General features: G+C 60.1%; 26 protein-coding genes and 1 pseudogene. 13 read left to right on the top strand and 14 right to left on the bottom strand.

Going from position 1 to position 26657, the window contains the following annotated elements:
* Positions 1 to 299: 299 nt before the first annotated feature.
* A complete protein-coding gene (locus tag ACB039_RS17220; protein WP_371166097.1) occupies positions 300 to 1523 on the top strand; it encodes an aromatic amino acid transporter in 1224 nt (407 codons plus the stop codon).
* 229 nt (positions 1524 to 1752) lie between these two features.
* Here the strand turns inward: ACB039_RS17220 and ACB039_RS17215 are convergent.
* Positions 1753 to 1942 (bottom strand): annotated as a pseudogene (locus ACB039_RS17215) (hypothetical protein); the annotation flags it as partial.
* A gap of 218 nt (positions 1943 to 2160) precedes the next feature.
* Between ACB039_RS17215 and ACB039_RS17210 the strand changes: the two are divergent.
* Entirely contained in the window at positions 2161 to 2727 is a 567-nt protein-coding gene (locus tag ACB039_RS17210) for a hypothetical protein (protein ID WP_182787001.1), read from the top strand.
* A 344-nt stretch (positions 2728 to 3071) separates the two neighbouring features.
* Here ACB039_RS17210 and ACB039_RS17205 read toward each other — a convergent pair whose 3' ends face one another.
* From ACB039_RS17205 to glyQ, 5 genes are all read right to left on the bottom strand, one after another.
* On the bottom strand, positions 3072 to 3605 hold the full coding sequence (locus ACB039_RS17205) for a transposase (RefSeq protein ID WP_371166096.1): 534 nt from the start codon (positions 3603 to 3605) through the stop codon (positions 3072 to 3074).
* 483 nt (positions 3606 to 4088) lie between these two features.
* Positions 4089 to 4307: a hypothetical protein gene (locus ACB039_RS17200; RefSeq protein ID WP_371166095.1), complete on the bottom strand. Its 219-nt coding sequence runs from the start codon at positions 4305 to 4307 to the stop codon at positions 4089 to 4091.
* A gap of 158 nt (positions 4308 to 4465) precedes the next feature.
* On the bottom strand, positions 4466 to 5248 hold the full coding sequence (locus ACB039_RS17195) for a hypothetical protein (protein ID WP_371166094.1): 783 nt from the start codon (positions 5246 to 5248) through the stop codon (positions 4466 to 4468).
* A 235-nt stretch (positions 5249 to 5483) separates the two neighbouring features.
* Complete coding sequence (glyS, locus tag ACB039_RS17190) at positions 5484 to 7553, bottom strand: glycine--tRNA ligase subunit beta (RefSeq protein WP_371166093.1); 2070 nt, start codon at positions 7551 to 7553, stop codon at positions 5484 to 5486.
* A gap of 9 nt (positions 7554 to 7562) precedes the next feature.
* On the bottom strand, positions 7563 to 8486 hold the full coding sequence (gene glyQ, locus ACB039_RS17185; RefSeq protein ID WP_016348984.1) for a glycine--tRNA ligase subunit alpha: 924 nt from the start codon (positions 8484 to 8486) through the stop codon (positions 7563 to 7565).
* Positions 8487 to 8674: 188 nt separating this feature from the next.
* On the opposite strand from glyQ, the gene ACB039_RS17180 reads away from it, so the two are divergent.
* From ACB039_RS17180 to ACB039_RS17155, 6 genes are all read left to right on the top strand, one after another.
* Positions 8675 to 9244, top strand: coding sequence for a DNA-3-methyladenine glycosylase I (locus tag ACB039_RS17180; RefSeq protein WP_371166092.1), 570 nt, complete (start codon positions 8675 to 8677; stop codon positions 9242 to 9244).
* Between the two features lie 320 nt (positions 9245 to 9564).
* Positions 9565 to 9819 (top strand): hypothetical protein, encoded by a 255-nt coding sequence (locus tag ACB039_RS17175; protein ID WP_043129211.1) that lies wholly within the window; start codon positions 9565 to 9567, stop codon positions 9817 to 9819.
* Between the two features lie 44 nt (positions 9820 to 9863).
* On the top strand, positions 9864 to 10136 hold the full coding sequence (locus ACB039_RS17170; RefSeq protein ID WP_161507760.1) for a hypothetical protein: 273 nt from the start codon (positions 9864 to 9866) through the stop codon (positions 10134 to 10136).
* 82 nt (positions 10137 to 10218) lie between these two features.
* Positions 10219 to 10473, top strand: coding sequence for a hypothetical protein (locus ACB039_RS17165; protein ID WP_371166091.1), 255 nt, complete (start codon positions 10219 to 10221; stop codon positions 10471 to 10473).
* A gap of 120 nt (positions 10474 to 10593) precedes the next feature.
* The gene (locus tag ACB039_RS17160; protein ID WP_005323913.1) at positions 10594 to 10836 is read left to right on the top strand and encodes a hypothetical protein; all 243 of its coding nucleotides are present in this window, start codon (positions 10594 to 10596) and stop codon (positions 10834 to 10836) included.
* Between the two features lie 165 nt (positions 10837 to 11001).
* A complete protein-coding gene (locus ACB039_RS17155) occupies positions 11002 to 11658 on the top strand; it encodes an OmpA family lipoprotein (protein WP_371166090.1) in 657 nt (218 codons plus the stop codon).
* Positions 11659 to 11803: 145 nt separating this feature from the next.
* Here the strand turns inward: ACB039_RS17155 and ACB039_RS17150 are convergent, their stop codons facing one another.
* A complete protein-coding gene (locus tag ACB039_RS17150) occupies positions 11804 to 12148 on the bottom strand; it encodes a RidA family protein (protein ID WP_139751730.1) in 345 nt (114 codons plus the stop codon).
* Between the two features lie 21 nt (positions 12149 to 12169).
* Positions 12170 to 12415, bottom strand: coding sequence for a sulfurtransferase TusA (tusA, locus tag ACB039_RS17145; protein ID WP_182786987.1), 246 nt, complete (start codon positions 12413 to 12415; stop codon positions 12170 to 12172).
* 281 nt (positions 12416 to 12696) lie between these two features.
* Here tusA and ACB039_RS17140 point away from each other — a divergent pair, with 281 nt between their 5' ends.
* Positions 12697 to 12888 (top strand): hypothetical protein, encoded by a 192-nt coding sequence (locus tag ACB039_RS17140; protein WP_005323922.1) that lies wholly within the window; start codon positions 12697 to 12699, stop codon positions 12886 to 12888.
* A gap of 45 nt (positions 12889 to 12933) precedes the next feature.
* On the opposite strand, the gene ACB039_RS17135 is transcribed toward ACB039_RS17140, so the two are convergent.
* From ACB039_RS17135 to ACB039_RS17110, 6 genes are all read right to left on the bottom strand, one after another.
* Positions 12934 to 14190, bottom strand: coding sequence for an ABC transporter substrate-binding protein (locus ACB039_RS17135; protein ID WP_371166089.1), 1257 nt, complete (start codon positions 14188 to 14190; stop codon positions 12934 to 12936).
* 5 nt (positions 14191 to 14195) lie between these two features.
* A complete protein-coding gene (locus tag ACB039_RS17130; protein WP_218410812.1) occupies positions 14196 to 15641 on the bottom strand; it encodes an ATP-binding protein in 1446 nt (481 codons plus the stop codon).
* 70 nt (positions 15642 to 15711) lie between these two features.
* Positions 15712 to 16434: a response regulator gene (locus tag ACB039_RS17125; protein ID WP_005323928.1), complete on the bottom strand. Its 723-nt coding sequence runs from the start codon at positions 16432 to 16434 to the stop codon at positions 15712 to 15714.
* Between the two features lie 283 nt (positions 16435 to 16717).
* Positions 16718 to 17881: an acetyl-CoA C-acyltransferase FadA gene (gene fadA / locus ACB039_RS17120; protein WP_371166088.1), complete on the bottom strand. Its 1164-nt coding sequence runs from the start codon at positions 17879 to 17881 to the stop codon at positions 16718 to 16720.
* Positions 17882 to 17902: 21 nt separating this feature from the next.
* The gene (gene fadB, locus ACB039_RS17115) at positions 17903 to 20050 is read right to left on the bottom strand and encodes a fatty acid oxidation complex subunit alpha FadB (RefSeq protein WP_371166087.1); all 2148 of its coding nucleotides are present in this window, start codon (positions 20048 to 20050) and stop codon (positions 17903 to 17905) included.
* A gap of 204 nt (positions 20051 to 20254) precedes the next feature.
* Positions 20255 to 22192: an acetoacetate--CoA ligase gene (locus tag ACB039_RS17110; protein ID WP_371166086.1), complete on the bottom strand. Its 1938-nt coding sequence runs from the start codon at positions 22190 to 22192 to the stop codon at positions 20255 to 20257.
* A gap of 196 nt (positions 22193 to 22388) precedes the next feature.
* On the opposite strand from ACB039_RS17110, the gene pepQ reads away from it, so the two are divergent.
* The 4 genes from pepQ to hemG are packed head-to-tail and all read left to right on the top strand — an operon-like array spanning position 22389 to position 26354.
* The gene (gene pepQ, locus ACB039_RS17105) at positions 22389 to 23711 is read left to right on the top strand and encodes a Xaa-Pro dipeptidase (RefSeq protein ID WP_005323936.1); all 1323 of its coding nucleotides are present in this window, start codon (positions 22389 to 22391) and stop codon (positions 23709 to 23711) included.
* A complete protein-coding gene (locus tag ACB039_RS17100) occupies positions 23711 to 24328 on the top strand; it encodes a YigZ family protein (protein WP_005323938.1) in 618 nt (205 codons plus the stop codon). Before pepQ ends, ACB039_RS17100 begins: the two co-directional genes overlap by 1 nt.
* A gap of 36 nt (positions 24329 to 24364) precedes the next feature.
* Positions 24365 to 25822, top strand: a complete 1458-nt coding sequence (locus ACB039_RS17095; protein ID WP_005323940.1) for a TrkH family potassium uptake protein — start codon at positions 24365 to 24367, stop codon at positions 25820 to 25822.
* Positions 25823 to 25829: 7 nt separating this feature from the next.
* On the top strand, positions 25830 to 26354 hold the full coding sequence (hemG, locus tag ACB039_RS17090; protein WP_041206713.1) for a menaquinone-dependent protoporphyrinogen IX dehydrogenase: 525 nt from the start codon (positions 25830 to 25832) through the stop codon (positions 26352 to 26354).
* The last annotated feature ends 303 nt before the right edge of the window (positions 26355 to 26657 follow it).

The raw sequence follows: 26657 nt of genomic DNA, 5'->3' as shown, positions 1-26657 counted from the left end.
CATTTCCCGTCAATTCGCCCCCGGATTTGATACCTGAGGGGGAGCAGGGTAAAGTCACACCCCCAACATGGCCGCCCTGCTGCCATGTTGGGATCGGTAGCTAGCCTCAGCCACGTCTTGCCTCGCTGACGCAGAAGCAAGCGGCCAGGGCGTCGATAGCACAGCTTCTGCCGCCGATGCAGCAGCAAGCGGCTGGGCGTCGATAGCACAGATGAGCGCGATCTTACGATGACAACCGGCGTAGCAGATGCAACGGTCCGCGGTCGCGACCAGATCAACAATCGTCTTTGGGGAAGTAAATGGAACATAAACCATCGTTGGTGGGCGGGGCATGCATCATTGCCGGCGTCTGTGTGGGGGCTGGCATGCTGGGCCTGCCGAGTGCGGGCGCGGGGGCCTGGAGCCTCTGGTCCATGCTCGCGGTGGCGTTGACCATGGTGGTGATGACGGTCTCTGGCTGGATGCTGCTCGAATCCTACAAGGGTTATCCGCTGCGCGTCTCCTTCGATACCGTTACCCGGGATCTGCTGGGGGAGAAGGTCAATGCCCTCAACAATCTCAGCGTCTATTTCGTCGGCGGCATCCTGCTCTACGCCTACATCACCTCGGCCGGTCTCATCATAGATGGCATGACGGGGATGGGCAGCCACTGGTCCTCGGTGCTGTTCACCCTGGTCTTCTCGGTGCTGGTGTGGCACTCCACCCGGGCGGTAGACCGCATCTCGGTGCTGCTGGTGATCCTGATGGGATTGAGCTTTGTTTTTGGCATCTCCGGCCTGTCGATGAACATTCGCCTCGACCTGCTGCTCGATCGAGTCGGCAGTGAGACCCACTACGCCCAATATGCCCTGGTGATGCTGCCGGTGGCGCTCACCTCGTTCGGCTATCACCACTCGGTGTCGTCCATGCGGGCCTACTATGGCGAGGAGCGTCGCGCCAGCCGCGCCATCCTGGGGGGGACTGTCATCGCCCTGACCTTCTACCTCATCTGGCTGGCCAGCGTGTTCGGCAACCTGCCGCGCAGCGAGTTCGGCCCGGTGATCGCAGAGGGGGGCAATGTGGATGCCCTGCTCAAGGCCCTGGGCTCGGTGATCGAATCCCAGGCGGTGGCCAATGCCCTCAACGCCTTCTCCATGGCGGCCATTCTCTCCTCCTTCATCGGGGTTGGCCTGGGGGTGTTCGACTACCTGGCGGATCTGTTCAAGTTCGACAACAGCCGGGCCGGTCGCGCCAAGTCCTGGGGCGTCACCTTCCTGCCGCCTCTGGTACTCTCCTTGTTGTTCCCGTTCGGCTTCCTGATGGCCATCGGCTATGCGGGCGCAGTGGCCACCCTGTGGACCTGCATCATACCGCCCCTACTGGCCTGGAAGGTGCGCAAGGCGGCGCGTAATGGCAACCAGGGCGAGGGCTTCCGTGCGCCCGGCGGTATCTTGATGATCGTCTTGGTGATTCTGTTCGGCGTGCTGACCGCCGCCTTCCATCTGCTCAACATGGCGGGGTTGCTGCCCGCCTATACCGGCTGATCGGCATCCCTTGCGATCCGATGTAGAAAAAGCGGCGCCTTCGGGCGCCGTTTTGCTGTGGTCAGCTGAGGGCTGACACTTCGCCCGCCATCGACGCGCTGCCTTGGCAGTGCCATTACTCTGCAGGCTCTTGTTACCAACGGATAAAGTTGGGACATCCATCGAGAGTTGATATCGATGAGGGAAAATAGGGTGTACAGCGATGGGTGTTCTGGAATGGTTTCTTGTTCAGATCTCGGCGAAAGGTGCCGTTAAAGCTTGCCTGCTGCTGATTGGCCGCCGCACTGTTCAGTGCTTGGTGCGGATGGAGCGATCAGTATGGGCAGGGTATAGATGCCGGCGGCAAAGCACGCCGTCCCCACCAGTAGGGGGGCCAGCAGCTGGGCCAGGGTCTTGCTGCATAACGCCTCGGTCGTCACGACGTGATGGCTCCACGACAGCGCATCGGTGTAGGGGTCTGTAGGGGCTATAGTCAGACAGATGGCGCCTGCGAGTCACATCCTGTCTCCGGGCTGCCAGCTTTCGATCACCCCGTCCATCCACCAGACAGCTGCGCCCGGCAGCACGGCCGCCATGGTAGCCAGGCCGTGCGTGATCTTGTTTTGCATCGTATTCACCCAATTGGGAGAGAGATGTTATGTGCAAACACCTATTGGCCCTGAGCGTGCTCGCGGCCATCACCCTGATCACACCGGCCCAGGCCGAAGAGGCTGCCAGCATGCCAGCCATGACAGATGAGGCGATGATCACCAGCGCCATGGCGGCGGCCCCCGTCAAAGTCGGTGCCGGCGCCACCATAGTGGCCATGGGCGTCGATGGTAAGATGCGTACCCTGCGTGAGGGCAGCAACGGCTTCACTTGCATGCCCGACAACCCGGCCACACCGGGTCCGGATCCCATGTGCATGGACGCGGCGGCGATGGCCTGGGCTCACGCCTGGATCAGCCACGAGATGCCGCCGAAGGGCAAGATTGGCTTCATGTACATGCTCAAGGGCGGCACCGATGCCAGCAACACCGACCCCTACGCGACCCAACCCACCACCAGCAACAACTGGTTGCAGACCGGGCCCCACGTGATGATCGTCGGGGCGGATGATGCCTTTTACGATATGTATCCGAAGGGTGCAGATCCGGACACGTCGGTCCCTTACATCATGTGGTCGGGCACTCCCTATCAGCACCTGATGGCGCCAGTGGAGTAAGAGGTTCCGTGCAGCCGAGTCGGCGCGGTTCGCCGCTGCCGATCATCAAAAGGCGCCCTCTGGCGCCTTTTGTATTGGGTTCGCGAGTAAGTTAGGACGAGTAAATTAGGACACCCATCGGATAGGGGCCCTAAACTAGGATACCTATCAATTGGAAATGGTGGATAACTTGAAAGCCCCACTCATGTGCAGACTGATTCGAAGGTATGAAACGGTGGTGGTAGTGCTAGCTGTGAGCTTGAATGAGCGTCAGTGGCTGCCAGTGGGCAATCAGTGCCCGTGCAACGTCAAAGAGGGCCGCTGTCATCGATGGATTGGTAGTGACGTCGCGAGTTTTTCAGATCTCAAGGTCTGGGTTGGTAACATCGAGTCTGGCCACAATGGATGGCGTAACGCTGGCAGCAACGCTTGTCGCCAATCGCCCGGATACCGTGACGCCGAAACAGGGTGACTTGCCCCAACCATTGCCCCTCTTCTATGCCCAGGCGCTGGAGCACAGGTGCGAGATGATGCGGGATATAGCCTCGTTTATCTAAACGAATGGCTCGCCCTGTCCAATCCACCAGCGCCAGATAATCGGCAAAATAACAGGGAAGTGCCTCTGGTTTCCCTTCTCTTGCAAAAGGCAGCAGCAAGGGGGGCTGCGTGAAAAAATAATCTTCTTTATCAATGCGTTGCTTGATGCTGGTGAAGTCGCTCTCCTCCGGTGTGGCGGCAATGCCAGCCCGTATGGGATTGAGGTCGACATAGACCATGCAGGCCAGCAGGGCCGACTCGGTGAGCAGCGCCTGGCTTTTGAAGCGGCCCTCCCAGAAGTGGCCCTTGCAGCCATCTTCCTGATTGGCCTGGCGGGCCAGCGACTCGTTCAGCAGACGCACCAGCCAGCTGATGGAATAGAGGCGCTCCCGCCACTGGGCGATCAGCTGGTGTACAACGTCCAGCTCGGGTTCTATCAGTTCCCCCCCCCTGATACCAGCGCCGCACCAGCAAGGGCCACTGAAACAGACGTGACCAGCGTTCCGCCACCTCCCGTTCACTCCACTCATTAGCCATGTCGGCCTGCACCTTGAGTACCAGATGATAGTGATTGCTCATCACGGCATAGGCGCAGATACCGATGGCAAAGACCTGTGACAGCTGGCCCAGTTTGTCGGCAACCCATTGGCGCCTGTGCTCGTAGCTTTGGCCGGAGTGATCATCCTGGCCACAAAGAAAGGCCCGCCGGACACAGCGGCTGACCACGTGGTAGTAAGGCGTATCGGCGAGGCTGATCTGGCGTGAACGGGCGATGGTCATGGCGGCTTTCCTCGGGTCTCTCGGTTTAAGGAAAGTGGAGGGGGAGTGAGTTGTCAACGCTGGGGTTAGGTGGGTGTCCCAGCTTTTAATAAGGCGCAGATACCGATGGCAAAGACCTGTGACAGCTTGCCCAGTTTGTCGGCAACCCATTGGCGCCTGTGCTCGTAGCTTTGGCCGGAGTGATTATCCTGGCCGCAGAGAAAGGCCCGCCGGACACAGCGGCTGACCACGTGGTAGTAAGGCGTATCGGCGAGGCTGATCTGGCGTGAACGGGCGATGGTCATGGCGGCTCTCTCCTCGGGTCTCTCGGTGTAAGGAAAGTGGAGGGAGAGTGAGTTGTCAAAGCTGGGATTGGGTGGGTGTCCCAGTTTTTTATGGCGGGAGAATCCATCATCTGCTGGGATGAGGTGGGGGTCCCAACTTTTTATGCCCTACGGGCAACTTAGGTAAAGTCTAACATCACTGGAAATTTAATTAGACCAGCAGCTAAAAGCATTAAAATTATTGTTGTCATAGCGATTATTTCCTGTAATCGTTTATTTTCAGAGTGTTTTCTCTCTACGTTTTCATACTCCTCTAAAGTTGAAATGGCTTTCCCTGTTATTTTATACCTACCACCACCAAGCCTTAAGATTTCCCCAGTCTCAATAAATGATTCAACATAGAGCTTCAGAATTCCTTTTATTCTATTTTTATCTGGATGATTGATTAATCGAAGTGAGTGTAGACCCAACATAAGGTCAACTATATTGAACTCTTCTCTCTTATAGAGATGTCTTTGAATAAGGAATTTAATCACTTCAATTCTTTTATGCGCCTGCAATGTTTTGCGATTGTATGCGTATTGTAAGGTTCTATCTATGACTGATAAAAAACTCATCTTTATATGAATGTATGAACTGAAGTCTTTGATAAAGAATTCTATTAGGCTACTAAATGAAATATCGTAATATCCTTTAAATTTTGTAATTTCTATCGTGGAAGTATCGAGTGTAGAAAGATGCATCTCGTATGGTACTCTTTGTTCTGATCTCTGGTCATAAATATAACCAGACAAAATATCCCCACAGATTCTTTCAACCCAAAAACTTTGGTCTTTATCTATTTGTATCTTGACCGCATAGCAATCAACTTTGGCTCCTTCTTCTCCAGAGCGAGGTATAGTTTGTGGTGCTGGTTTTTTTAGGGCGTGTCTAAAGCATGCTCTAATAAAAATGGGGTGCATATATATCTCTTGTATAAATAAAAACAAAGCTTACACGTGACAAACACTATATTTTTGATGATGAAAATATACAAGGATAAATGTGTTTTTAATCAATTTTTCAATTCATGGTTACAGTGCTTAGTTGCATGTAGTCATGAGTACGTACATTTTTTAGGTTTTTTCACATTGATACTTTTGTAAATTGAAACGGCGCCTTTCGGCGCCGTTTTTTATATCACTTACTCAACCAAGATCACTGCAGCAGGGAGATATCCGCGACTTGCAGGAACAGGTTGCGCAGGTTGTTCAGCAGTGCCAGACGGTTGGCCTTGAGGGCTTCGTCGTCGGCCATCACCATCACTTCGTTGAAGAAGGTATCGACCGGCTCGCGCAGGGCGGCCAGACGGGTGAGGGCGGCCTGATAGTCACCGGCAGCGAACAGCGGCGCCAGTTCGGCTTGCAGGGCAGCAACCTGGGTGGCCAGCGCCTTCTCGGCGGCATCGACCAGCAGTTCCGGTTTGACGGCAGTCGGCAACTCGCCTTCGACCTTGGCCAGAATGTTGCTCACGCGCTTGTTGGCGGCGGCCAGTGCCAGTGCGGCATCCAGCGTGCGGAAGTGGCTGACGGCCTTGACGCGACGATCGAAGTCGAGCGGACGGGTCGGGCGGCGGGCCAGTACGGCCAGCACCACGTCGGCACCGATGCCTTCGTCCTGATAGGCGGCGCGGAAGCGGCCCAGCATAAAGTCGACCACGTCGGTGACGACGGTTTTGTTGGTCAGCTTGTCGCCGTAGACGCGTACCGCTTCTTCAACCAGTTCAACCAGATCCAGATCCAGCTGCTTCTCGGTCATGATGCGCAGGGCACCGATGGCGGCGCGACGCAGGGCGAACGGGTCCTTGTCACCCTTCGGCAGCATGCCGATGCCGAAGATACCGGCCAGGGTGTCGAACTTGTCGGCCAGCGCGACGGCGCAGGCAACCAGACCGGACGGCAGGGCATCGCCGGCAAAGCGCGGCATGTACTGCTCGTTGAGGGCCACGGCAACCGCTTCGTCTTCGCCATCGTGACGGGCGTAGTGCATCCCCATGACACCCTGGGTGTCGGTGAACTCGCCGACCATGTTGGTCATCAGGTCACACTTGGAGAGCAGACCGGCACGCTTGGCCTGAGCCACGTCGGCGCCGATACGCTCGGCGATAAAGCCGGCGACGGTCTCGATGCGCTCGACCTTGGTCTTGACGGTGCCCAGCTGTTGCTGGAACAGCACGGTTTCAAGGCGCGGCAGGCGGGAGGCCAGGGTCTGCTTGAGGTCGGTCTTGAAGAAGAACTCGGCGTCAGAGAGACGGGGGCGAACCACCTTCTCGTTGCCGCTGATGATCTGGCTCGGGTCTTTGGACTCGATGTTGGTGACGAAGATGAACTTCGGCAGCAGCTTGCCGTTCTTGTCGTAGACCGGGAAGTACTTCTGGTCACCCTTCATGGTGTGCACCAGCGCCTCGGCCGGAACGGCCAGGAACTTCTCTTCGAAGTTGGCGGTCAGCACCACCGGCCATTCGACCAGTGCGGTCACTTCTTCCAGCAGGGCGTCGTCCAGATCGGCTACGCCACCGAAGGCAGCAGCGGCCGCTTCGACGTCAGCCTTGATCTTGGCCTTGCGCGCCATGAAGTCGGCAATCACCATGCCGCGCTCCTGCAGGATCTGCGGGTACTGGCTGGCGTTGTCGATGGTGAATTCGCTCTCGCCCATAAAGCGGTGGCCGCGAAGGGTGCGGGCAGAGTCGATACCCAGAATGTGGGCGGGAACCAGCTCGCCATCCAGCAGCAGGGTCACGGTGAAGACCGGACGCACGAACTGGATGGTCTTGTCGCCCCAGCGCATCATTTTCGGGATCGGCAGCTTGGCCAGTGCAGAGGCGACCAGTTCGCCCAGCAATTCTTTGGCCGGACGGCCTTCGACCTTGGCGGTGTGAACCAGCCACTCGCCCTTGTCGGTGACCAGACGCTCGGCCTGTTCAACGGTGATGCCGTTGCCACGGGCCCAGCCTTCGGCAGCCTTGGTCGGTTTGCCTTCGGCATCGAACGCCTGAGCCACGGCCGGGCCGCGCTTCTCGACGCTCTTGCTCGGCTGTTCGCCAGCCAGTTCGCTCACCTTCAGCGCCAGACGGCGCGGTGAAGCAAACCACTCGACGTCGCCGAAGGCCAGATCGGCCTTGGTCAGTTCGGCTTTGAAGTTGTCGGCAAAGGCTTCGGCCAGGGAGCGCAGGGCTTTGGGCGGCAGCTCAGCAGTACCGATCTCTACCAGAAATGTATGTTGTGCCATGTCCGTTCCTTAACCTTGCTTGTTCTCACTGCGCTGACACATAGGGAAGCCCAGCGCTTCGCGGGAGGCGTAGTATGCCTCTGCCACGGCCTTGGTCAGGGTGCGAATGCGCAGGATGTAGCGCTGACGCTCGGTGACCGAGATGGCCTTGCGGGCATCCAGCAGGTTGAAGGAGTGAGCGGCTTTGAGGATGCGCTCGTAGGCAGGCAGCGGCAGCGGTTTTTCCAGTGCCAGCAGGTGCTGGGCTTCCTTCTCGTACTGCTCGAAGCAGTGGAACAGGAACTCCACATCGGCGTGTTCGAAGTTGTAGGTGGATTGCTCCACTTCGTTCTGGTGGAACACGTCGCCGTAGGTGGTCTTGCCCAGCGGGCCGTCAGACCAGACCAGATCGTAGACGCTGTCTACGCCCTGAATGTACATGGCCAGACGCTCGAGACCGTAGGTGATCTCGCCGGTGACCGGCTTGCACTCGAGGCCGCCGACCTGCTGGAAGTAGGTGAACTGGGTCACTTCCATGCCGTTCAGCCACACTTCCCAACCCAGACCCCAGGCACCCAGGGTCGGGTTTTCCCAGTTGTCTTCCACGAAGCGGATGTCGTGGATCTCGGGATCCATACCCAGCTCTTTCAGGGAGCCCAGATAGAGTTCCTGAATGTTGTCGGGGGAAGGCTTGATGATCACCTGGAACTGGTAGTAGTGCTGCAGGCGGTTCGGGTTTTCACCGTAGCGGCCGTCGGTCGGACGGCGGGACGGTTGCACGTAGGCGCAGGCGATGGGCTCCGGGCCCAGGGCACGCAGACAGGTCATGGGGTGGGAAGTACCGGCACCCACTTCCATATCCAGCGGCTGAATGATGGTACAGCCCTGGCGGGACCAATAGTCCTGCAGCTGCAGGATCAGGCCCTGAAAGGTTTTGACATCGAATTTTTGCATAGTGTTTTTCGCGCGAAATGAAATCAGAGCAAGATTTGCTGAATGTGAACCGAGGGAGTATACCGTCTGGCATGGTCGGATAATAGGCGAAATTACAGGGGATTAGTGGGGCTATGCTGCCGTTTGCCCTATGATGTCGCCGACGGAAGCGGCCTGCCGATGGCCGATGAAATGACAAGGGAGAGGAAATGGAACTGCGCTGCGCCTGGGTGACCAAGGACCCGGAATTCATCGAATACCACGATAAACAGTGGGGCCGGCCGGTTTATGACGCCCGCGAGCTGTTTGCCAAGCTTTGCCTTGATGGCCAGCAGGCCGGGCTCTCCTGGATCACCATTCTCAAGCGTACCGACAGCTACCATCGCGCCTATGCCGACTTCGATCCGGTGCGCATCGTGCAGTTCGACGAGCAGGATGTGGAACGGCTGATGCAAGACAGTGGCATCATCCGCAACCGGCTCAAGGTGCTGTCGATCATCAAAAATGCCCGCGCCTATCTGGCGCTGGAGGCCGAGGGCATCGACTTTGTGGAGTATCTGTGGGGCTTTGTGGGCGGTGCCCCCATCGTCAACCAGCGCCAGGGCAACGGCGACATTCCGGCGACCTCACCGGAGTCGGATGCCATGGCCAAGGCGCTCAAGAAGCGCGGCTTCACCTTCGTCGGCAGCACCATCTGCTACGCCTTTATGCAGGCGGTGGGGATGGTGAACGATCATCTGGTGACCTGCCCCTGTCACGCCGCCTGCCAGCAAGGCTAAATCGGGAGCGGAACAAGAAGGGAGGCCAACAGCCTCCTTTCTTCCTTTCTGGCCTTGGGATTAGGGGCCAGCTCGCCAGGATCTGACGCCATGGTGAGGGCGTTCACGCGGCTCGATTTTACCTCGGTTGAGAGCCTCCTCTGCCTCGCCGCCATGCGGGCCCTGGGCCTGGTGAACGATCATCTAGAAGCCCGCCCCGTCAGGCCCCCTGCCAGCGGGGCCTGGGGCCCTCTTTTCGGCGTCTGGTACAGCCGGGATACAGTAATTCCTGTTCAAGATTGCTGTATCCAAATCGAAGTCCCCATCAACGAGGCAGTCCCATGTCACTGAATTCATCTCGCCACCGCACCCTCGGCACCCTGATCCTGGCGGGTTGCTCCCTGCTGGCGACCCTGCCCGCCCAGGCGGCCGATCGTCAGGATGCCCGCGACGTGCGTCAGGAAGTCCGTCCCGAGATCCGTGAGGCCAAGATCGATTGTCGTCAGGCCAACAATAAGGACAACTACGAGTGCCGTCAGGACAAGCGTGAAGTGAAACAGGACGTGCGCGAGAAGTCCCGCGACGTCAAATACTGATCCCGCACCACAGACCTCAGCCCGATCAACCAGGGAGCCTCGTCATGAACATTTCAACTCCTCACCCGGCTCGCAGCGCCTTGCTGTCAGCCTTGCTGGTCGGCTGTACCCTGTCGGTGGCCCTGCCGGTTCAGGCAACCGAACAAGCCCAGCAGCGCCGACAGGCTCGGGATCTGCGTCAGGATGTCCGCCAGGAATCCCGCGAACAGAAGCGGGATTGCCGCCAGGAGGAGTTCCTGGGTAACGCCGACTGTCGCCAGGAACACCGCCACAACAAGCAAGAGGCACGCGACTTGGCTCGCGATATCAAATATTGATTCGAGAGCAGGGGCTCGCCTAACCCATCTTCCATGACGGCAGCCGAACCTGGCTGTCGCATTAACTTACATTGGAGTCCTTATGACTATTTCCGTATCCCGCCTGAGCGCCGCCCTGCTGACCGCCTGCACCCTGTTCGCCGCCGTGCCGGCTCAAGCCACCAATCAGGGTGAGCAGCGCCAGGACGCCCGCGAAATCCGCCAGGACGGTCGTCAGGAATCCCGTGACGCCAAGCAGGAGTGCCGTGAGGGCCTGGTCGGCAATGCCGATTGCCGTCAGGACAACCGCGACAACAAGCAAGAGAACCGCGACGAGGCCCGGGACGTCAAATACTGATCCCGACAAGCCGCCTCCCTGTCGGGTCGCCCTGCTGGCGCCCGTCCGGCGGTTATCTTGACCCCAGTGTATAATTCAGACATCCCAAGCCGGTGTATTTCATTTAGCCAAGGAGCCACCATGAAGAAGACCGTATTCGCGCTGCTTGCAGCCACCGCCTTGTTGGCTGCCCTGCCTGCACAGGCAACCAAACAGGCCCAGGAGCGTCGCGAAGCGCGCGATGTGCGTCAGGATACCCGCCAGGAATCCCGCGACGCCAAGCAGGAGTGCCGCGAAGGCCTGGTGGGCAATGCCGATTGCCGTCAGGAGCATCGCGACAACAAGCAGGAAGGGCGTGACGAGGCGCGCGACATCAAATATTGATGTCCGGCCTGCCCGGGCAGGCAGTACCCATGCCGTTCACGGCATGACACAGGGGGGCTTTGGCCCCCTTGTTCATATCCGCAATGCGCGCGTCACACTCTGGCGCCTCTCTGGGTTAGAATGCGCGGCCATCGGCTAGAGTCGTTCTTTTTCAGAGGTTTTTTCATGCATTTCAAGAAACTGGTTCCTGCACTTGCCCTGACCGTCGCCATGACTGGCTGCACCACCAATCCCTATACCGGTGAATCCCAGACTTCCAAGGGTGCCTGGGGCGCACTGGCCGGTGCCGCGACTGGCGCCGCCGTGGGGGCTCTCTCTTCCAGCAAGGGTGACCGCAAGAAGGGCATCCTGACCGGCGTGGCCGCCGGCGCCGCCCTGGGTGGCGGTATCGGTTACTACATGGACGTGCAGGAAGCCAAGCTGCGCGAGAAGCTGCAGGGTACCGGCGTCAGTGTGACCCGCAATGGCGACGAGCTGATCCTCAACATGCCGAACAACGTCACCTTCGACAGCTCCAGCGCCCAGCTGAAAGCGGCTGGTGCCAACACCCTGTCCGGTGTGGCCATGGTGGTTGCCGAGTTCGACAAGACTCGCCTGAATGTGGTCGGCCACACCGACAGCACCGGTTCCCGCGAGTTGAACATGAAGCTCTCCGCCCAGCGTGCCGATGCCGTCGCCGCCCAGCTGATCGGTCAGGGCGTGACTGGCAGTCGCATTTCCACCAGTGGCGTGGGCCCTGATCAGCCGGTAGCCACCAACAGCACCGCTGAAGGCAAGGCCCAGAACCGTCGGGTGACCATCACCCTGACCCCGACCGCCTAAGTCGTTCAGGTTTTGGTAACGAAAAGGCCCCGCCAGTGATGGTGGGGCCTTTTGCTATGGGGGCCGTGGTCCGATGGTATCGGCGCTCTTTTCGCCCTTCTCCCCTCGCGGGAGAAGGGCCGAGGATGAGGGGGCGAACCGTGTCTCAGACCGCAGCGGTCAGCTGCACTTCTACCTTGTAGCCTTCGTGAGCCAGGCGGGCCTGCACGCAGGCGCGGACCGGTGCTGTGCCAGCCGGGATCCAGGCGTCCCACTGTTCGTTGAAGGCGGCGATGTCGCCAATGTCCTTGAGATAGATGTTGGCCATCAGGATCTTGTCGACGCCGGAACCGTTGGCTTCCAGCAGGCGCTGCAGGCTGGTCAGTACTTCGCGGGTCTGCTGGTGGATGTCGGCCTCGTCGGTGGCGGGGACTTCCACCACATAGAGGGTGCCGTTGTGGATGACAACATCAGACCAGCGGGCCGTGGTGCCGATTCGGGTAATCGTCATGGATTGCTCCGGTACAGGGGCTTATTGACCCTTGCGGATCAGATAGCGATAGGGGGCCTGCTCTGTCTCGCTGGCGATAAGGGTGTGATCCATGAAGCGGCAGAAACTGGGGATGTCGCGAGTGGTTGAGGGGTCGTCGGCACTGACCAGCAGGGTCTCGCCATCCGCCATCAGCCGCACTTTCTTGCGGACCATCATCACGGGTTCAGGGCAACGAAGCCCGATTGCGTTCAACTCATGAGTCGCATCGCAGAATAAAGTACTCATCAATAATCAACCTTCAGCCGCACTTTCTTGCGCGCTATCGTCATGGGTTCAGGGCAACGAAGCCCGATTGCGTCCAACTCATGAGTCGCATTGCAGAATAAAGCACTCATCAATAATCAACCTTCAACCAATTCAGCTGCCAATGATACTCAAGGCGAAAAAATAATCAAATATCAGGGTGCTCTGCCAGCATATGTAACCAAAGTGTGATCCGGCTCTATCCAGACCTTGCCCGATGAGTAATATAAAAATTGAACCATATTCAACAAGGAGGTGTGAATATGCAGGTCTCCTACGGCAGATTGCAAGCCTACGCAGGCATGGGGTTCCTGTCGTTCGCCATGATAGTGCTGGGCAGCCCGATCGGAAACACCGGTACCTGGTTCGGATCCATGGTGATGATAGGGCTGGGGCTCTGGATCGAGCTCAGCGACTACTACGACGAGGATGAGGACGAGAACGATAAATCCTGAATCGGATGACGATTCACCCACAAAGGCGGAGCAATTCCGCCTTTGTCATTTCTGCTCCACGCCTGAGCGGGTTGAGCGCATGGCGCGTTCCAGTTGCAGCGCCGTCTGTTCGGGATTGGCCCTGGCGTCGTTGAAGAAGCTGCTCAGCACATCCATGATCCCCTGGCGCATGTTGGTCGGTACGGCCATGCCCTCCGCCATGCTGGGCAGCAGATTGCCATCCCGCTCCGCCCGCTGGAAATCATGGTAGGAGCGGATGGCGCAGCGATCGAACTTGCTCATGTCAGGCTGGGTGAGCGCCGGGATGGAGCCTTTCACCCGGTTGAACTCCTCCTGGAATCTGGGGGTCATCAGCAACCTGGCCAGCTCGCCCTGAGCTTGCAGCTGGGCGGGATCCCGCTGCTTGAACATGGCGATGGAATCGAGGTTGTAGCTGAACAATCCCTGGCTGCCCGGGCTTGGCAGGCAGTCGATGTCCTCCCCGGGTCGGTAGTTGCCGGCGCTCAGCTCCCCCTTCACCCAGTCTCCCATGATCTGCATGGCAGCACCACCGCTCTCCAGCAGGTTGGTGGCCTGGTGCCACTTCAGGCCGGCGTATTTTTCCGGTACATAGGCGCGCAACTGCTGGAAGCGAGTCAGCACCCGCACCATGTCGGGGCCGGTCAGGGTGGCGCTGTCTTGCTCCAGGAACGCCTTGCGATAGAAGGTCTTGCCGCCTTCGCCGAGCGCCACCGTCTCGAACAGCACCGCCAGCTGCCAGGGCTCGTTGCCGATGGCCAGCGGCGTGACGCCCTGTACCTTGAGCTGCTCCGCCACCGTCATGAACTGGTGCCAGTCGGTGGGGGGCGTCAGCCCCAGCCGCGCGAACAGCTTGCGGTTGAGCCACAACCAGTTGACGCGGTGGATGCCGGTGGGCACCGCCATCAGGGCACCGTTCTGGCTGAGGGTGTCACGGACCATGGGGGAGAGTTGCGGGTACCAGCCGAGGTGTTCGGCCATGGGGCTGAGGTCGCGCAGGAAACCCAGGCTGGCCCACTCGTGCAGCTCATAGCCCTTGAGGTGCGCCGCTTCCGGCGGGTTGGCCGCCAGTGCCCGGCTTTTCAGCACCGTCATGGCGCTCTTGCCGCCGCCGCCCTGCACCGCGAAGTCGTTCCACTGGTTGCCCTGCTCGGCCCATTCCGACTTGAGTACCTCCACCGCCTTGGCCTCGCCGCCGGAGGTCCACCAGTGCAACACCTCGACTTGGGAGGCGCCTACAGGCAGGGACAACAGGGCGATGACAGAAAACGACAACCACTTCATAAGCTTTACTGCCTTGGTAGGGAGAGGGTGGCCTGCAGGCCGCCCTGGGGACGATTTTCCAGCACCAGATCGCCGCCGTGGGCGTGGGCTATGTTGCGGGCGATGCCAAGACCCAGTCCGGTTCCGGCGGAATCCGTGCTGAGGCGGTAGTAAGGCTCGAAGATGCGCTCGAACTGATCTTCCGGCAGACCGGGGCCCTCGTCCATGATGAAGAGGATCAGCATCTCCTCGTCATCCATGAGGATGACGCGCACCCGATGGCCGTACTTGATGCCGTTGTCCACCAGGTTGCCGATGCAGCGCTTGAGGGCCAGCAGCTTGCCGCGATAGGGCCACTTGCAGTGCCCCTCTATGGTGAGCAGATCCTCGTGCAGGTTCATGGCTTCCGCCATCTGCTCCAGCAGGGCATTGATGTCGATGAGCTCGAGGTTCTCGTGAATGTCGGTCTCTTTCACCGTCTGCAGCGCCCCCTTCACCATCAGCTCCAGCTCGTCCAGATCCTTGTTGAACTTGGCTATCTGGGCTTCGTCGTCGAGCAGCTCGACCCGCAGCCGCAGCCGGGTGATGGGGGTCTTGAGATCGTGGGAGATTGAGCTGAACAGCCGCTCCCTGTCGTCTATGAAGCGGCGGATGCGCTGCTGCATGATGTTGAAGGCACGGGTCGCCGCCACTATTTCCGACGCCCCTTCCTCTTTGAGTGACGGCTGATCGATGTCCTTGCCGAGGTTGACCGCCGCCTTGGCCAGCCGACGCAGGGGCCGGGTCTGCCAGCGCACCAGCATGAAGGTGAAGAAGCAGAGGAAGACCGTCATCAGGGCGATGAAGCGCACCTGGTTGCTCGGCATGACGGTGTCATCCAGCGTCATGTAGGGGGCGGGCAGCAGGGCCGCCAGATAGAGCCACTCCCCCGGTTCGATCTCTATCTGGGTGACCAGCACCGGCGGATTGATGGGCTCGAGGGACAGGGTGTAGCGGGCCCAGGAGGAGGGCAGATCCGCCAGCAGGGTGTCGTTGTTGAAGACGTGCAGCTCCTCGGGTCGCGAGAAGTCCACCTTGATCGCCATGGCGTCGGATAGCTTGCGGGTCAGCACCTCCTGCACCTCCTTCAGCACCAGCGTCTTGCGCTCGCTGTCGGGGATGGCGCTGATGTGGATCTCCTCCTCGTTCAGCGACACGAAGAAGCGGCTGCCCCCCATGTTGCGCAGCTGGTCCAGCGCGATGTGGCGGTACTGCAGTGGCAGGGACTTGAAGAAGCTGACGGTGGAGGCAGCGGAGAGCGCCAGGTTGCGGGTGGTGCTGAGCATGCCCTCCAGCTCCCGCTTCTGGATCTGCTGCATCCAGATGCCGGTGAGTATGGTCTGGGAGAGCAGGATGGCGAGCAGCAACAGCAGCAGCATCCGTGACAGCAGGGAGCGGGGTACCAGTGCTTGCCAGAATCGCCGACTTCTCATGGGATTGGGTGCCTCTTGTCAGTCAGCATGTAGCCGCCAAGGCGACACCGTGCCGCTTGCCTCTCCCCTTTCACGGGATCTCGTGGACTTCCGCGATCAGCATGTAGCCGCTGCCGCGTATGGTCTTGATGATGCGCGGGCTCTTGCCGTTGTCACCCAGCTTCTGGCGCAGACGGCTTATCTGCACGTCGATGCCGCGCTCCATCGGCAGGCTCTCGCGGCCCCGGGTGGCATCGGAGATGGTGTCTCTGTCCAGCACCACGCCCGGTTGTTGCAGGAACATGCCGAGCAGCAGAGCGTCGCTGCCGGAGAGATCCAGCAGGCTGCCGTCGTCGTGGGTCAGCTGGTGGCTCAGGGTGTCCAGGGTCCAGTCGGCGAAGCGCAGGCGGCGGCTCGGCTCCTTCTCTTTCTCCGGCTGGCGGAATTCGGCGCGGCGCAGCAGCGCCTTGATGCGGGCCTGCAGTTCGCGCGGGCTGAACGGCTTGGCGATGTAGTCGTCGGCGCCGAGTTCCAGGCCGATCACCCGATCCGCCTCATCGGAGGCCGCGGTCAGCATGATGATGGGGACCTGGGAGTCGCGGCGGATCTGCTGACACAGGGTAAAGCCGTCGTCGCCGGGCATCATGATGTCCAGAATGATGAGGTCCGGGCTGTGCTGGGCGAGTTGCTGGCGCATCTCGTTGCCCTCGGCTGCCGTCAATACCTGGAAACCCGCCCGGGTCAGGTATTCGTTGAGCAGCTCGCGGATCTCCTGATCGTCGTCGACGATAAGCAGTTGTTTGCTCGTTGACATATGTATGTGCATCCACCCATTTTTTTGTGCAGATTGAACCTGTCGGGGGAGCAAAAAGCAAGCAAGGCCCCCCTCTAATGTGAAGTTATGGGCAATATAGCCCCTGAATTGGCGCTGATCGGTAGAACAGAATAAAAAAGGCCGACCCAAACGGGCCGGCCAACACGCAGATTCCGACGGCAGGATCACACCCCGTGTGGCGTGCTCCACAGACTCGACAACGGGCCGGACCGGCCGACCCCAACAAGAGAATGCTGGCTCACGTTCGCGTGAGCCGTTTAGATCACACCCGCTCGAACACGGTGGCGATACCCTGACCCAGGCCGATGCACATGGTGGCGACCCCCAGGGTGGCGTCCTTCTCCTCCATCAGATTGATCAGGGTGGTGGAGATGCGGGCACCGGAGCAGCCCAGCGGGTGGCCCAACGCGATGGCGCCACCGTTGAGGTTTACCTTCTCGTCTACCAGTTCCTGCAGACCGAGATCCTTGACGCAGGGCAGTGACTGGGCGGCAAACGCCTCGTTCAGCTCGAACAGGTCGATATCACCGACGGTCAGACCGGCACGCTTGAGCGCCTTCTGGGTCGCTGGCACCGGGCCGTACCCCATGATGGCGGCGTCGCAACCGGCCACGGCCATGGCCCGTACCTTGGCGCGGGGAGTCAGCCCCAGCGCCTTGGCTCTGTCCGCGCTCATCACCAGCATGGCGGCGGCGCCGTCGGACAGCGCCGAAGAGGTGCCGGCGGTGACGGTGCCGTTGACCGGGTCGAACACCGGGCGCAGCTGGCTCAGGGTTTCCACCGTGGTCTCTGGGCGGATCACCTCGTCATAGTCGTAGAAGAAGCGGGCGCCGCTGGCGTCATGGCCTTCCAGCCCGACGATCTCCTTGGCGAAACGCCCTTCCACGGTGGCGGCGTGAGCGCGGCGATGGGAGCGGGCGGCAAACTCATCCTGCTGCGCTCGGCTGATGCCGTGCAGCTTGCCTAGCATTTCGGCGGTCAGCCCCATCATGCCGGAGGCTTTCGCCACGGATTTCGCCATGCCGGGGTGGAAGTCGACGCCATGGCTCATCGGCACATGGCCCATGTGCTCGACGCCGCCGATGATGAAGATATCCCCATCACCCACCTGGATGGCGCGGGAGGCATCGTGCAGCGCCTGCATGCTGGATCCGCACAGGCGGTTGACGGTGACTGCCCCCACCTGCTTCGGAATACCGGCCAGCAGGGCGGCGTTGCGGGCGATGTTGAAGCCCTGCTCCAGGGTCTGCTGCACGCAGCCCCAGTAGATGTCCTCGATCTCGTTCGGGTCGAGGTTGGGGTTGCGCAGCAGGATGGAGCTCATCAGGTGCGCGGACAGATCTTCTGCACGCACGTTGCGGAAGGCGCCGCCCTTGGACCGGCCCATGGGGGTCCGGATACAGTCGACAATGACTACGTCTTTCATGAATGGATCTCCTTTCCGCAATCAGTAGAAGGTTTTGCCCTGGGCGGCCATCTCACGCAGCTTGTCGCTGACGCGGTAGAGCGGGCCCAGATCGGCATACTGGTCGGCCATGGCCACGTAACGATCCAGACCGATAGTGTCCAGATAGCGGAACGCGCCACCACGGAAGGGAGGGAAGCCCAGACCGTAGACCAGTGCGATGTCGGCTTCGGCTGGCGTGGCGACAATGCCCTCTTCCAGACAGAGCACCACCTCGTTGATCATGGGGATCATCATGCGGGCGATGATGGCGTCCTTGTCGAACTCCTGCTTCGGCTTGGCAATGGGGGCCAGCAGCTCGTAGCTAGCTGCGTCGGCCACCTTCTTCGGCTTGCCCTTCTTGTCCTGCTCGTAGGCGTAGAAGCCCTTGCCATTCTTCTGACCGAAGCGGCTCACTTCGTACATCACGTCGATGGCGGTGCGGCCTTCCTTGCTCATGCGAACCGGGAAGCCCTGCGCCATCACGTCACCGGCATGGTGACCGGTATCGATGCCGACCACGTCCAGCAGGTAGGCGGGACCCATCGGCCAGCCGAACTCCTTCTCCATCACCTTGTCGACGGCCGCGAAGTCGGCGCCATCGGCGACCAGCTTGTTGAAGCCGAAGAAGTAGGGGAAGAGCACGCGGTTGACGAAGAAGCCCGGGCAGTCGTTGACCACTACCGGGGACTTGCCCATGGCGGCGGCATAGGCCACCACGCGGTTGATGGTGTCGTCCGACGTCTGCTCGCCGCGGATGATCTCCACCAGGGGCATGCGGTGCACCGGGTTGAAGAAGTGCATGCCGCAGAAGTTCTGCGGGCGCTTCAACCCCTTGGCCAGCAGGGAGATGGGGATGGTGGAGGTGTTGCTGGCGAGCACGGCATCTTCGCCAATGATCCCTTCCACTTCGCCCAGCACGGCGGCCTTCACCTTGGGATTCTCTACCACGGCTTCGACCACCACATCCACATGCTTGACGTTGTCATAGCTGAGGGTCGGGGTGATGGCGGAGAGCACCTGGCCCATCTTGATGCCGTCGATGCGACCGCGCTCGAGCTGGCCGTTGAGCAGCTTGGTGGCTTCGCCCATACCGAGTGCCAGCGCCTTCTCGTTGATGTCCTTCATCACCGCAGGGATGCCCTTGCTGGCGGACTGGTAGGCGATGCCGCCCCCCATGATGCCCGCACCCAGTACGGCGGCGTGGCTTGTGGCCTTGGCTGCCTGCTTGGCCGCCTTCTTGGCCAGCGCCTTGATGTGCTGATCGTTCAGGAAGATACCGACCAGCGCCTTGGCCACGTCGGTCTTGGCCAGCTTGATAAAGCCCTGTGCCTCGACGTTGAGCGCATCGTCACGGCTCATGCCGGCGGCGGCCTCAACGGTTTTGACTGCGGTCATCGGCGCCGGATAGTGTTTGCCCGCCACGGCGGCAACCATGCCGGCGGCGGTGGTGAAGCTCATCATGGCTTCCAGCTTGGAGAGGCGCAGCGGCGCCTTCTTGGCGGCGCGACGGCTCTGCCAGTCCAGTTTGCCTGCGATGGCGTCTCTCATCATCTGCACGGCGGCGCTCTGCAACGCTGCGGGGGCGACCACTGCGTCGATGGCACCCACCTTGAGGGCATCATCGGCACGGACATCCTTGCCTGTGGTGATCCACTCCAGCGCGTTGTCGGCGCCGATCACCCGCGGCAGACGGACTGTGCCGCCAAAGCCCGGCATGATGCCGAGTTTGGTCTCGGGCAGGCCGATTTTGGCGGTGGTATCAGCCAGACGGAAGTCGGTGGAGAGTATGGTCTCGCAGCCGCCGCCCAGGGCGTGGCCCTTGATGGCGGACAGGGTCGGTACCGGCAGATCTTCGATGGCGCTGAAGATGTCGTTGGCCTTTTTCAGCCAGCCGAGCAGATCTTCTTGCGGCAAATCGAACAGTTCCAGGAATTCGGTGATGTCGGCGCCGACGATAAAGGCGTCTTTGCCGGAGGTGAGGATCAGACCTTTTAGTTCACGTTCTTGTTGTAATGCGGCGATCGCTTCGCTCAGCGAGAGCAGGGTAGCGCGATCCAGCTTGTTGACTGAACCCGGGGCATCAAACCTCAGCTCGGCAATGCCGTGTTCGAGGTAGCTGACCGACAGGGTTTCGCCTTGGTAGATCATGAGAGTGTCTCCTTGTTCCCACGCGGTGGGGGGCTTTGCTCCTTTCTCCCCAGCAGGGGGCGAGGCTCACTATTGATCCAAAAGGAGACATTTTCAACACCTATTTAAAACATTTGTTTAACAGTTATCGAGTAAAAGCTCTTCATCACGGAACGGGCAAAAGAGAGGCGCCTTGCGGCGCCTGCTCTTCAGATGAGTTGTTTGTCAACTGGCCAGCTCGGGGCGATCACGATACTGATTCAGTACCTCGGGGTCGGCGAGGGCATGGGTGTTGTTGACGGGCCTGTTGTGCACCACTTCCCGCACCGCCAGCTCCACTATCTTGCCGGACTTGGTACGGGGGATGGCATCCACCTGCAGAATGCGGGCCGGCACGTGACGGGCGGTGCAGTGCTGCCTTATTTGCTGGCAGATGCGCTCGCGCAGGGGCTCGTCCAGCTTGCAGCCCGCCTTGAGCTTGACGAACAACACCACCCGCTCGTCCTGCTGCCACTGCTGGCCGATGACGATGCTCTCCTCTACCTCGTCGAGCTGCTCCACATAGCGGTAGATCTCGCTTGTGCCGATCCGCACGCCACCCGGGTTGAGAGTGGCGTCGGAGCGGCCGTAGAACAAGATGCCGCCGGTCTGGGTCAGCTCGATCCAGTCGCCGTGGCACCAGACGTTGTCGAACCGCTCGAAGTAGGCGGCGTGGTACTTTTCGCCGTTTTCGTCGCCCCAGAAGTAGATAGGCTGGGCCGGGAAGGGTTTGGTACAGACCAGCTCGCCCTTCTCCCCTTGCACCGGCTGGCCGGCCTCGTTGAATACCTGCACCGCGAGGCCGAGGCCGCGTCCCTGGCTCTCACCGCGATAGACGGGACTCAAGGGATTGCCGATGACGAAGCAGGAGCAAATGTCGGTGCCACCTGAGATGGAGCTGAGCTGCACATCCTGCTTGATCCCCTGATAGACATAGTCAAATCCCTCCGGCGACAGCACAGAACCCGTGCTGCATATAAGTCGCAGCTGTGGCAACTCGTGGGTGTTGATGGGGGCATAACCCTGCTTGTGCAGGGCATCGAGATACTTGGCGGAGGTGCCAAACAGGGAAACTCCTTCATCGCGGGCGAGATCCCACAACACGTTGCCGTCCGGGTAGAAGGGGGAGCCGTCGTAGAGCACCAGGGTGGCGCCAGAGGCGAGGGCGCTCACCAGCCAGTTCCACATCATCCAGCCACAGGTGGTGAAGTAGAAGACGCGCTCCCCCGGCTTGATGTCGCAGTGCAGCTGGTGCTCTTTCAGGTGCTGCAGCAGGGTGCCGCCTATGCCGTGGACGATGCACTTGGGTTTGCCGGTGGTGCCTGATGAGTAGAGGATATAGAGCGGATCGTTGAAGGCCATGGGCTCGAAGGTGAGCTGGGCACCGTGCTGGCTTGCCAGCAGCTGCAGCCAGTCGTGGCCGAGCTGCAGGGGATTGCCCAGCAGGGGGATCATCACCGTCTGCTCTATGCTGTCGATTTGGCTCACTACGCTGGCGACCTTGGCCTGAATGTCGATGGCCTTGCCCCCATAGCGATAGCCATCCACCGCGAACAGCACCCGGGGGCGGGTCTGGCCGAAGCGCTCCACCACGCTGGCCTCACCGAAATCGGGGCTGGTGGAGGTCCAGATAGCGCCGAGGCTGGTGGTGGCCAGCATGGCGACCACGGTTTGCGGGATGTTGGGCAGGTAGGCGGCCACCACGTCGCCACGGTCTATGCCCTGGCTGCGCAGCCACTGAGCCAGCCTGGCGACCTGATCTGCCAGCTCGGCCCAGCTCAGGGTCTGGCTTGTGTCCCCTTCAAGGCGGGAGATGATGGCTGGGCTCTCGTCCTGGCGGCGCAGCAGGTTCTCGGCGAAGTTGAGCCGACTGTCGGGGAACCAGCGGGCGCGCTGCATCTCCTGGCGGTTCTCCGCCACTATGTTGCCGAGCTCTCCCTTGACACCGCAGTGCTGCCACACCAACGGCCAGAAGCGGGTGGTCTTCTCCACCGACCATTGATAGAGGTCGGCGTAGCTGCGTAGTTGCAGGCCGTGGAAGTGGTTGACCTCGGCCATGAACTGCTGGAGGTTGGAGTGCTGCATCCTGTCTTGATCCGGTTTCCACAGACAAAGGTTTTGCATGAATCGTTCCTGACTGCTGATATCTACTGTCTGTGGGCAGTGTATTGAATTGTTCTTTATTTGTTAATTGTTGGTTTTCGTTTCATAACAAAAACCCCCTGACCTATGCGTTACCTCACGAAGCGAAAGCCTGGCGGCTCGAGCCTTGATTCGCTTGATGTTATGCTGAAGTCACATTCGCCCGGAGCAGGACGCCATGAGCACTTACAGCCAACTTTTTGCCCAGCATCTCGATACCCTTCAGCGGCGCACCCGCGACATACTGCAACAGCAGGGGCTCAGCGGACTGGCCATCCATTCCGGCCAGACCCACCGCATCTTCCTCGACGATCAGGATTACCCTTTCAAGGTGAACCCCCAGTTCAAGGCCTGGTTGCCGGTGCTGGACAACCCTCACTGCTGGTTGCTGGTGGACGGGGTGAGCAAGCCGGTGCTGCTGTTCTACCGGCCGGTGGATTTCTGGCACAAAGTGGCGGACCTGCCCAATGCCTTTTGGGTCGACTTCTTCGACATCCGCTTCCTGACCCGCCCTGAGCAGGTGGCGGATCACCTGCCTGCCGACAAGCAGGAGTGGGCCTATCTGGGTGGTCATCTCGAGGTGGCCCAGCTGGTGGGACTGGGGCAGCCCAATCCGGAGGCGGTGCTCAACTACCTGCACTATCACCGTGCCTACAAGACACCCTATGAGCTGGAGTGTCTGCGCGATGCGAACCGGCTCGGGGTGCGCGGTCACATCGCTGCCAAGGACTCCTTCATGGCGGGGGCGAGCGAATTCGAGATCAACCTCGCCTACATGAAGGCGGTCGGGCAGGGGGCCAATGAGGCGCCCTACGGCAACATAGTCGCCATCAACCGGAACGCGGCCATCCTCCATTACACTCATCTGTCGACCCAGCGGGTACCGGATGCGGAGCGCCACTCCTTCCTGATCGATGCCGGGGTGGATTATCACGGCTATGCCTCCGACATCACCCGCACCTGGGCCTGGCGTCGGGGCGAGTTTGCCGATCTGATCGCGGCGCTGGATGTGCAGCAGCAGGAGATCATCGCGGAGATCAAACCGGGCCGCCGTTACAGCGAGCTGCATCTGCAGATGCACCACAGACTGGCGCGCTTGCTGCAGGCCACCGAGCTGGTGGACATGTCGGTGGACGAGATGATCCACACCGGCGTCACCAATGTGTTCTTCCCCCATGGGCTCGGCCATTTCCTCGGCCTGCAGGTGCACGATGCCGGTGGCTTCATGCAGGATGAGCGTGGCACCCACCTGGCGGCGCCCGAGCAGTTCCCCTATCTGCGCTGCACCCGGGTGATGGAGGTGGGTCAGGTGTTCACCATAGAACCCGGCCTCTACTTCATCGACAGCCTGCTGGAGCCGCTACGCCGCGGTGAGCAGGGCAAGCGGGTCAACTGGAACAAGGTCGAGGCGCTGCGTCCCTTCGGTGGCATCCGGATCGAGGACAACGTGGTCCTGCATGGGGACGGGGTGGAGAACCTCACCCGGCAAGCAGGGCTCTGATGGTCGCAGACTACGCCATACCAGCCGCGCCGCTGGAGCTTTGCGAGGAGATCAAGAAGAGTCGCTTCATCACCCTGATTGCCCATGCGCCGACGGTCGAGGCCGCCAAGGCCTGGATCGGCGAGGTGAAGCGGCAGCACCCGACGGCCCGGCACCATTGCTGGGCCTTCGTCGCCGGGGCGCCGCAAGACAGCCAGGTCTATGGCTTCAGCGATGACGGCGAACCCTCGGGCACTGCTGGCAAGCCCATGCTGGCCCAACTGATGGGGGCTGGCATCGGCGAGATAGCGGCCGTGGTGGTGCGTTACTACGGTGGCGTTCTGCTCGGGACCGGCGGCCTGGTCAAGGCCTATGGCGGCGGCGTGGGGGCGGCACTCAAGCGGCTCGAGACCAGCATCAAGCGCCAGCAAACACCTTCCCTTATCTGCTGCGACTATGGCGACATGGGGGTGGTGGAAGCCCTGATCTCGGCCCATCAGGGCCAGTTGCTGGCCGCCGATTATGGTCAGCAGGTTCGTTTGCAGGTTGCCTGGGATGCTGCCATCTGGAGTCAGGTGGATCAGGAAATGACAGACCGAACCCATGGCCGGGTATCTCTTCGCCCCTTAGATGGCTAGAATCCATCGCTCTTTTAGCCTGAAGGGGGAGCCGGAATGCAGATTCTGAGCATCATTCGTATCGTTGGTCTCTTGGTCGCGCTGTTCAGCTCGACCATGTTGCTGCCAGCGATGGTTGCTTTTGGGTATCGCGATGGTGGCGGTGCCGAGTTTGTGAACTCCTTCTTCATCGCCCTCCTGCTCGGTGCCCTGCTCTGGTTCCCCAATCGCCATCAGAAGAAAGACCTCAGATCCAAGGAAGGCTTTTTCATCGTTGTGCTGTTCTGGGTGGTGTTGGGCAGCGTGGGGGCCGTCCCCTTCATCATCAGCGACGTGCCGAACATGTCGGTCTCCGAAGCCTTCTTCGAATCATTCTCCGGCCTGACGACCACGGGAGCAACAGTGCTGACCGGGCTGGACAGCCTGCCGAAGGCCTTCCTCTTCTATCGCCAGCTGCTGCAATGGCTGGGAGGCATGGGGATCATCGTGCTGGCGGTGGCCGTTTTGCCCTTGCTCGGCATCGGGGGCATGCAGCTCTATCGCGCCGAGATCCCGGGGCCGGTCAAGGACAACAAGGTGACCCCGCGCATCGCCGAGACGGCCAAGGCGCTCTGGTTCATCTACCTGTTGCTGACCACCCTCTGTGCCCTGGCCTACTGGATGGCGGGGATGACGCTGTTCGATGCCATCTGCCACTCCTTCTCCACCTTGTCGGTGGGCGGTTTCTCGACTCACGATGCCAGCATAGGTTTCTTCAACAGCCCGGCCATCAACCTGATCACTGTGCTGTTCCTGCTGCTGGCCAGCGTCAACTTCGCCCTGCATTTCATGGTGTTCGCCCACAAGCCAGTGCGATTGAGCAGCTATCTGCGGGACTCCGAATTGAAGGTGTTCCTGGCCATCCAGGGCGTGCTGGTGCTGATCTGCTTCGTCTCCCTGCTGTTCCACGGCCACTACGCCACCTGGCAGGAGGCGCTCAACCACGGCCTGTTCCAGGCGGTCTCCCTTGGCACGACCACGGGCTACAGCACGACCAGCTACGCCGACTGGCCCTCCTTCCTGCCCATGTTGCTGATGTTCTCGGCCTTTATTGGCTGCTGTGCCGGCAGCACCGGGGGCGGCATCAAGGTGATGCGCTTCATGATCCTGTTCCTGCAGGGGATGCGCGAGCTCAAGCGGCTGGTGCACCCGCGGGCCATCTATACCCTGAAGCTGGGGCGGCGCGCGGTGCCGGAGCGGATCGTCGAGGCGGTGTGGGGCTACTTCGCCACCTACATCATCCTGTTCTTCATCTTCATGCTGTTGTTGCTGATGACAGGGTTGAACGAGGTGACCGCGTTCACGGCAGTAGCGGCCGCCTTCACCAACGTGGGACCCGGGTTAGGTGAGGTATCCAGCAACTTTGGCAACATCTCGGCGACGGCACAGTGGATCCTGGTGGTCGCTATGCTGTTTGGCCGATTGGAAATCTTCACACTTCTGGTACTGTTTACTCCTGCATTCTGGCGTAGTTGAGGTTGGTATGGACAAGATTTTGGTGCTTTATTCTTCTCGGGACGGGCAAACGCGGAAAATTGTGGATGTCATGCTGGAGGAGATATCAGGATGCGAAGTGGTGATGCAGGATCTACACACCCTGCCGATGTGCAATCTCAGCAAGTATGCCAAGGTATTGATCGGTGCCTCTATCCGCTATGGCAACTTTCACCCCAGCCTGCTCAGCTTTATTCATGCTCACCATGAACAACTGGAAGTGGCCAACGCCGCCTTCTTCTGTGTCAACCTGACGGCGCGCAAGCCCGAGAAGCAGACACCGCAGACCAATGCCTATATGAAGAAGTTTCTGCGTCTCTCGCCGTGGAAGCCGAAGACCCTGGGGGTGTTTGCCGGTGCGCTGCGATATTCTCGCTACAACTGGTGGCAGACTCGCATCATCCAGCTGATCATGATGATCACCGGTGGCAGTACGGATACCAGCCAGGACATCGAATTCACCGACTGGGAAAAGGTACGTGCCTTTGCCCGGGAGTTTTGGTCAAAAAGGTAGCAAATCCGCATCCTTTCTCGTTGACGCCCCGCTTATGCGGGGCGTTTTGTTTGATAAATAGGCGCTTGGGTCGCTAAACAGTAAAAAAGTGTCATTTTTTGTAGTTTCGCGCTTGCCATCCCGGCGCGGCTCCCTATAATGCGCCCCTACCAGCACGGCGGAACACGCCAAACTGATGAGCTAGCTTCCTTGTGAAGCAGGCGCCGAAAGAAAAGCGAAAACAACCGCTTGACTTTCGAAGTGAGGAGCGTAAGATGCGCCTCCTCAACGCGATAAGCGTGACGCTCTTTAACAATTTGAATC

The sequence above is a fragment of the Aeromonas sp. S2(2024) genome (assembly GCF_041402505.1).
GTDB lineage: Bacteria > Pseudomonadota > Gammaproteobacteria > Enterobacterales > Aeromonadaceae > Aeromonas > Aeromonas media.
This window is presented reverse-complemented; position numbering and strand designations above follow the sequence as displayed.

Bases quoted from the DNA above. Each gene is read 5' to 3' on its own strand.
- ACB039_RS17220 (WP_371166097.1), top strand. From the start codon at position 300: ATGGAACATAAACCATCGTTGGTGGGCGGGGCATGCATCATTGCCGGC.
- ACB039_RS17210 (WP_182787001.1), top strand. From the start codon at position 2,161: ATGTGCAAACACCTATTGGCCCTGAGCGTGCTCGCGGCCATCACCCTG.
- ACB039_RS17200 (WP_371166095.1), bottom strand. From the start codon at position 4,307: ATGACCATCGCCCGTTCACGCCAGATCAGCCTCGCCGATACGCCTTAC.
- ACB039_RS17195 (WP_371166094.1), bottom strand. From the start codon at position 5,248: ATGCACCCCATTTTTATTAGAGCATGCTTTAGACACGCCCTAAAAAAA.
- glyS (WP_371166093.1), bottom strand. From the start codon at position 7,553: ATGGCACAACATACATTTCTGGTAGAGATCGGTACTGCTGAGCTGCCG.
- glyQ (WP_016348984.1), bottom strand. From the start codon at position 8,486: ATGCAAAAATTCGATGTCAAAACCTTTCAGGGCCTGATCCTGCAGCTG.
- ACB039_RS17180 (WP_371166092.1), top strand. From the start codon at position 8,675: ATGGAACTGCGCTGCGCCTGGGTGACCAAGGACCCGGAATTCATCGAA.
- ACB039_RS17175 (WP_043129211.1), top strand. From the start codon at position 9,565: ATGTCACTGAATTCATCTCGCCACCGCACCCTCGGCACCCTGATCCTG.
- ACB039_RS17170 (WP_161507760.1), top strand. From the start codon at position 9,864: ATGAACATTTCAACTCCTCACCCGGCTCGCAGCGCCTTGCTGTCAGCC.
- ACB039_RS17165 (WP_371166091.1), top strand. From the start codon at position 10,219: ATGACTATTTCCGTATCCCGCCTGAGCGCCGCCCTGCTGACCGCCTGC.
- ACB039_RS17160 (WP_005323913.1), top strand. From the start codon at position 10,594: ATGAAGAAGACCGTATTCGCGCTGCTTGCAGCCACCGCCTTGTTGGCT.
- ACB039_RS17155 (WP_371166090.1), top strand. From the start codon at position 11,002: ATGCATTTCAAGAAACTGGTTCCTGCACTTGCCCTGACCGTCGCCATG.
- ACB039_RS17150 (WP_139751730.1), bottom strand. From the start codon at position 12,148: ATGACGATTACCCGAATCGGCACCACGGCCCGCTGGTCTGATGTTGTC.
- tusA (WP_182786987.1), bottom strand. From the start codon at position 12,415: ATGAGTACTTTATTCTGCGATGCGACTCATGAGTTGAACGCAATCGGG.
- ACB039_RS17140 (WP_005323922.1), top strand. From the start codon at position 12,697: ATGCAGGTCTCCTACGGCAGATTGCAAGCCTACGCAGGCATGGGGTTC.
- ACB039_RS17135 (WP_371166089.1), bottom strand. From the start codon at position 14,190: ATGAAGTGGTTGTCGTTTTCTGTCATCGCCCTGTTGTCCCTGCCTGTA.
- ACB039_RS17130 (WP_218410812.1), bottom strand. From the start codon at position 15,641: ATGAGAAGTCGGCGATTCTGGCAAGCACTGGTACCCCGCTCCCTGCTG.
- ACB039_RS17125 (WP_005323928.1), bottom strand. From the start codon at position 16,434: ATGTCAACGAGCAAACAACTGCTTATCGTCGACGACGATCAGGAGATC.
- fadA (WP_371166088.1), bottom strand. From the start codon at position 17,881: ATGAAAGACGTAGTCATTGTCGACTGTATCCGGACCCCCATGGGCCGG.
- fadB (WP_371166087.1), bottom strand. From the start codon at position 20,050: ATGATCTACCAAGGCGAAACCCTGTCGGTCAGCTACCTCGAACACGGC.
- ACB039_RS17110 (WP_371166086.1), bottom strand. From the start codon at position 22,192: ATGCAAAACCTTTGTCTGTGGAAACCGGATCAAGACAGGATGCAGCAC.
- pepQ (WP_005323936.1), top strand. From the start codon at position 22,389: ATGAGCACTTACAGCCAACTTTTTGCCCAGCATCTCGATACCCTTCAG.
- ACB039_RS17100 (WP_005323938.1), top strand. From the start codon at position 23,711: ATGGTCGCAGACTACGCCATACCAGCCGCGCCGCTGGAGCTTTGCGAG.
- ACB039_RS17095 (WP_005323940.1), top strand. From the start codon at position 24,365: ATGCAGATTCTGAGCATCATTCGTATCGTTGGTCTCTTGGTCGCGCTG.
- hemG (WP_041206713.1), top strand. From the start codon at position 25,830: ATGGACAAGATTTTGGTGCTTTATTCTTCTCGGGACGGGCAAACGCGG.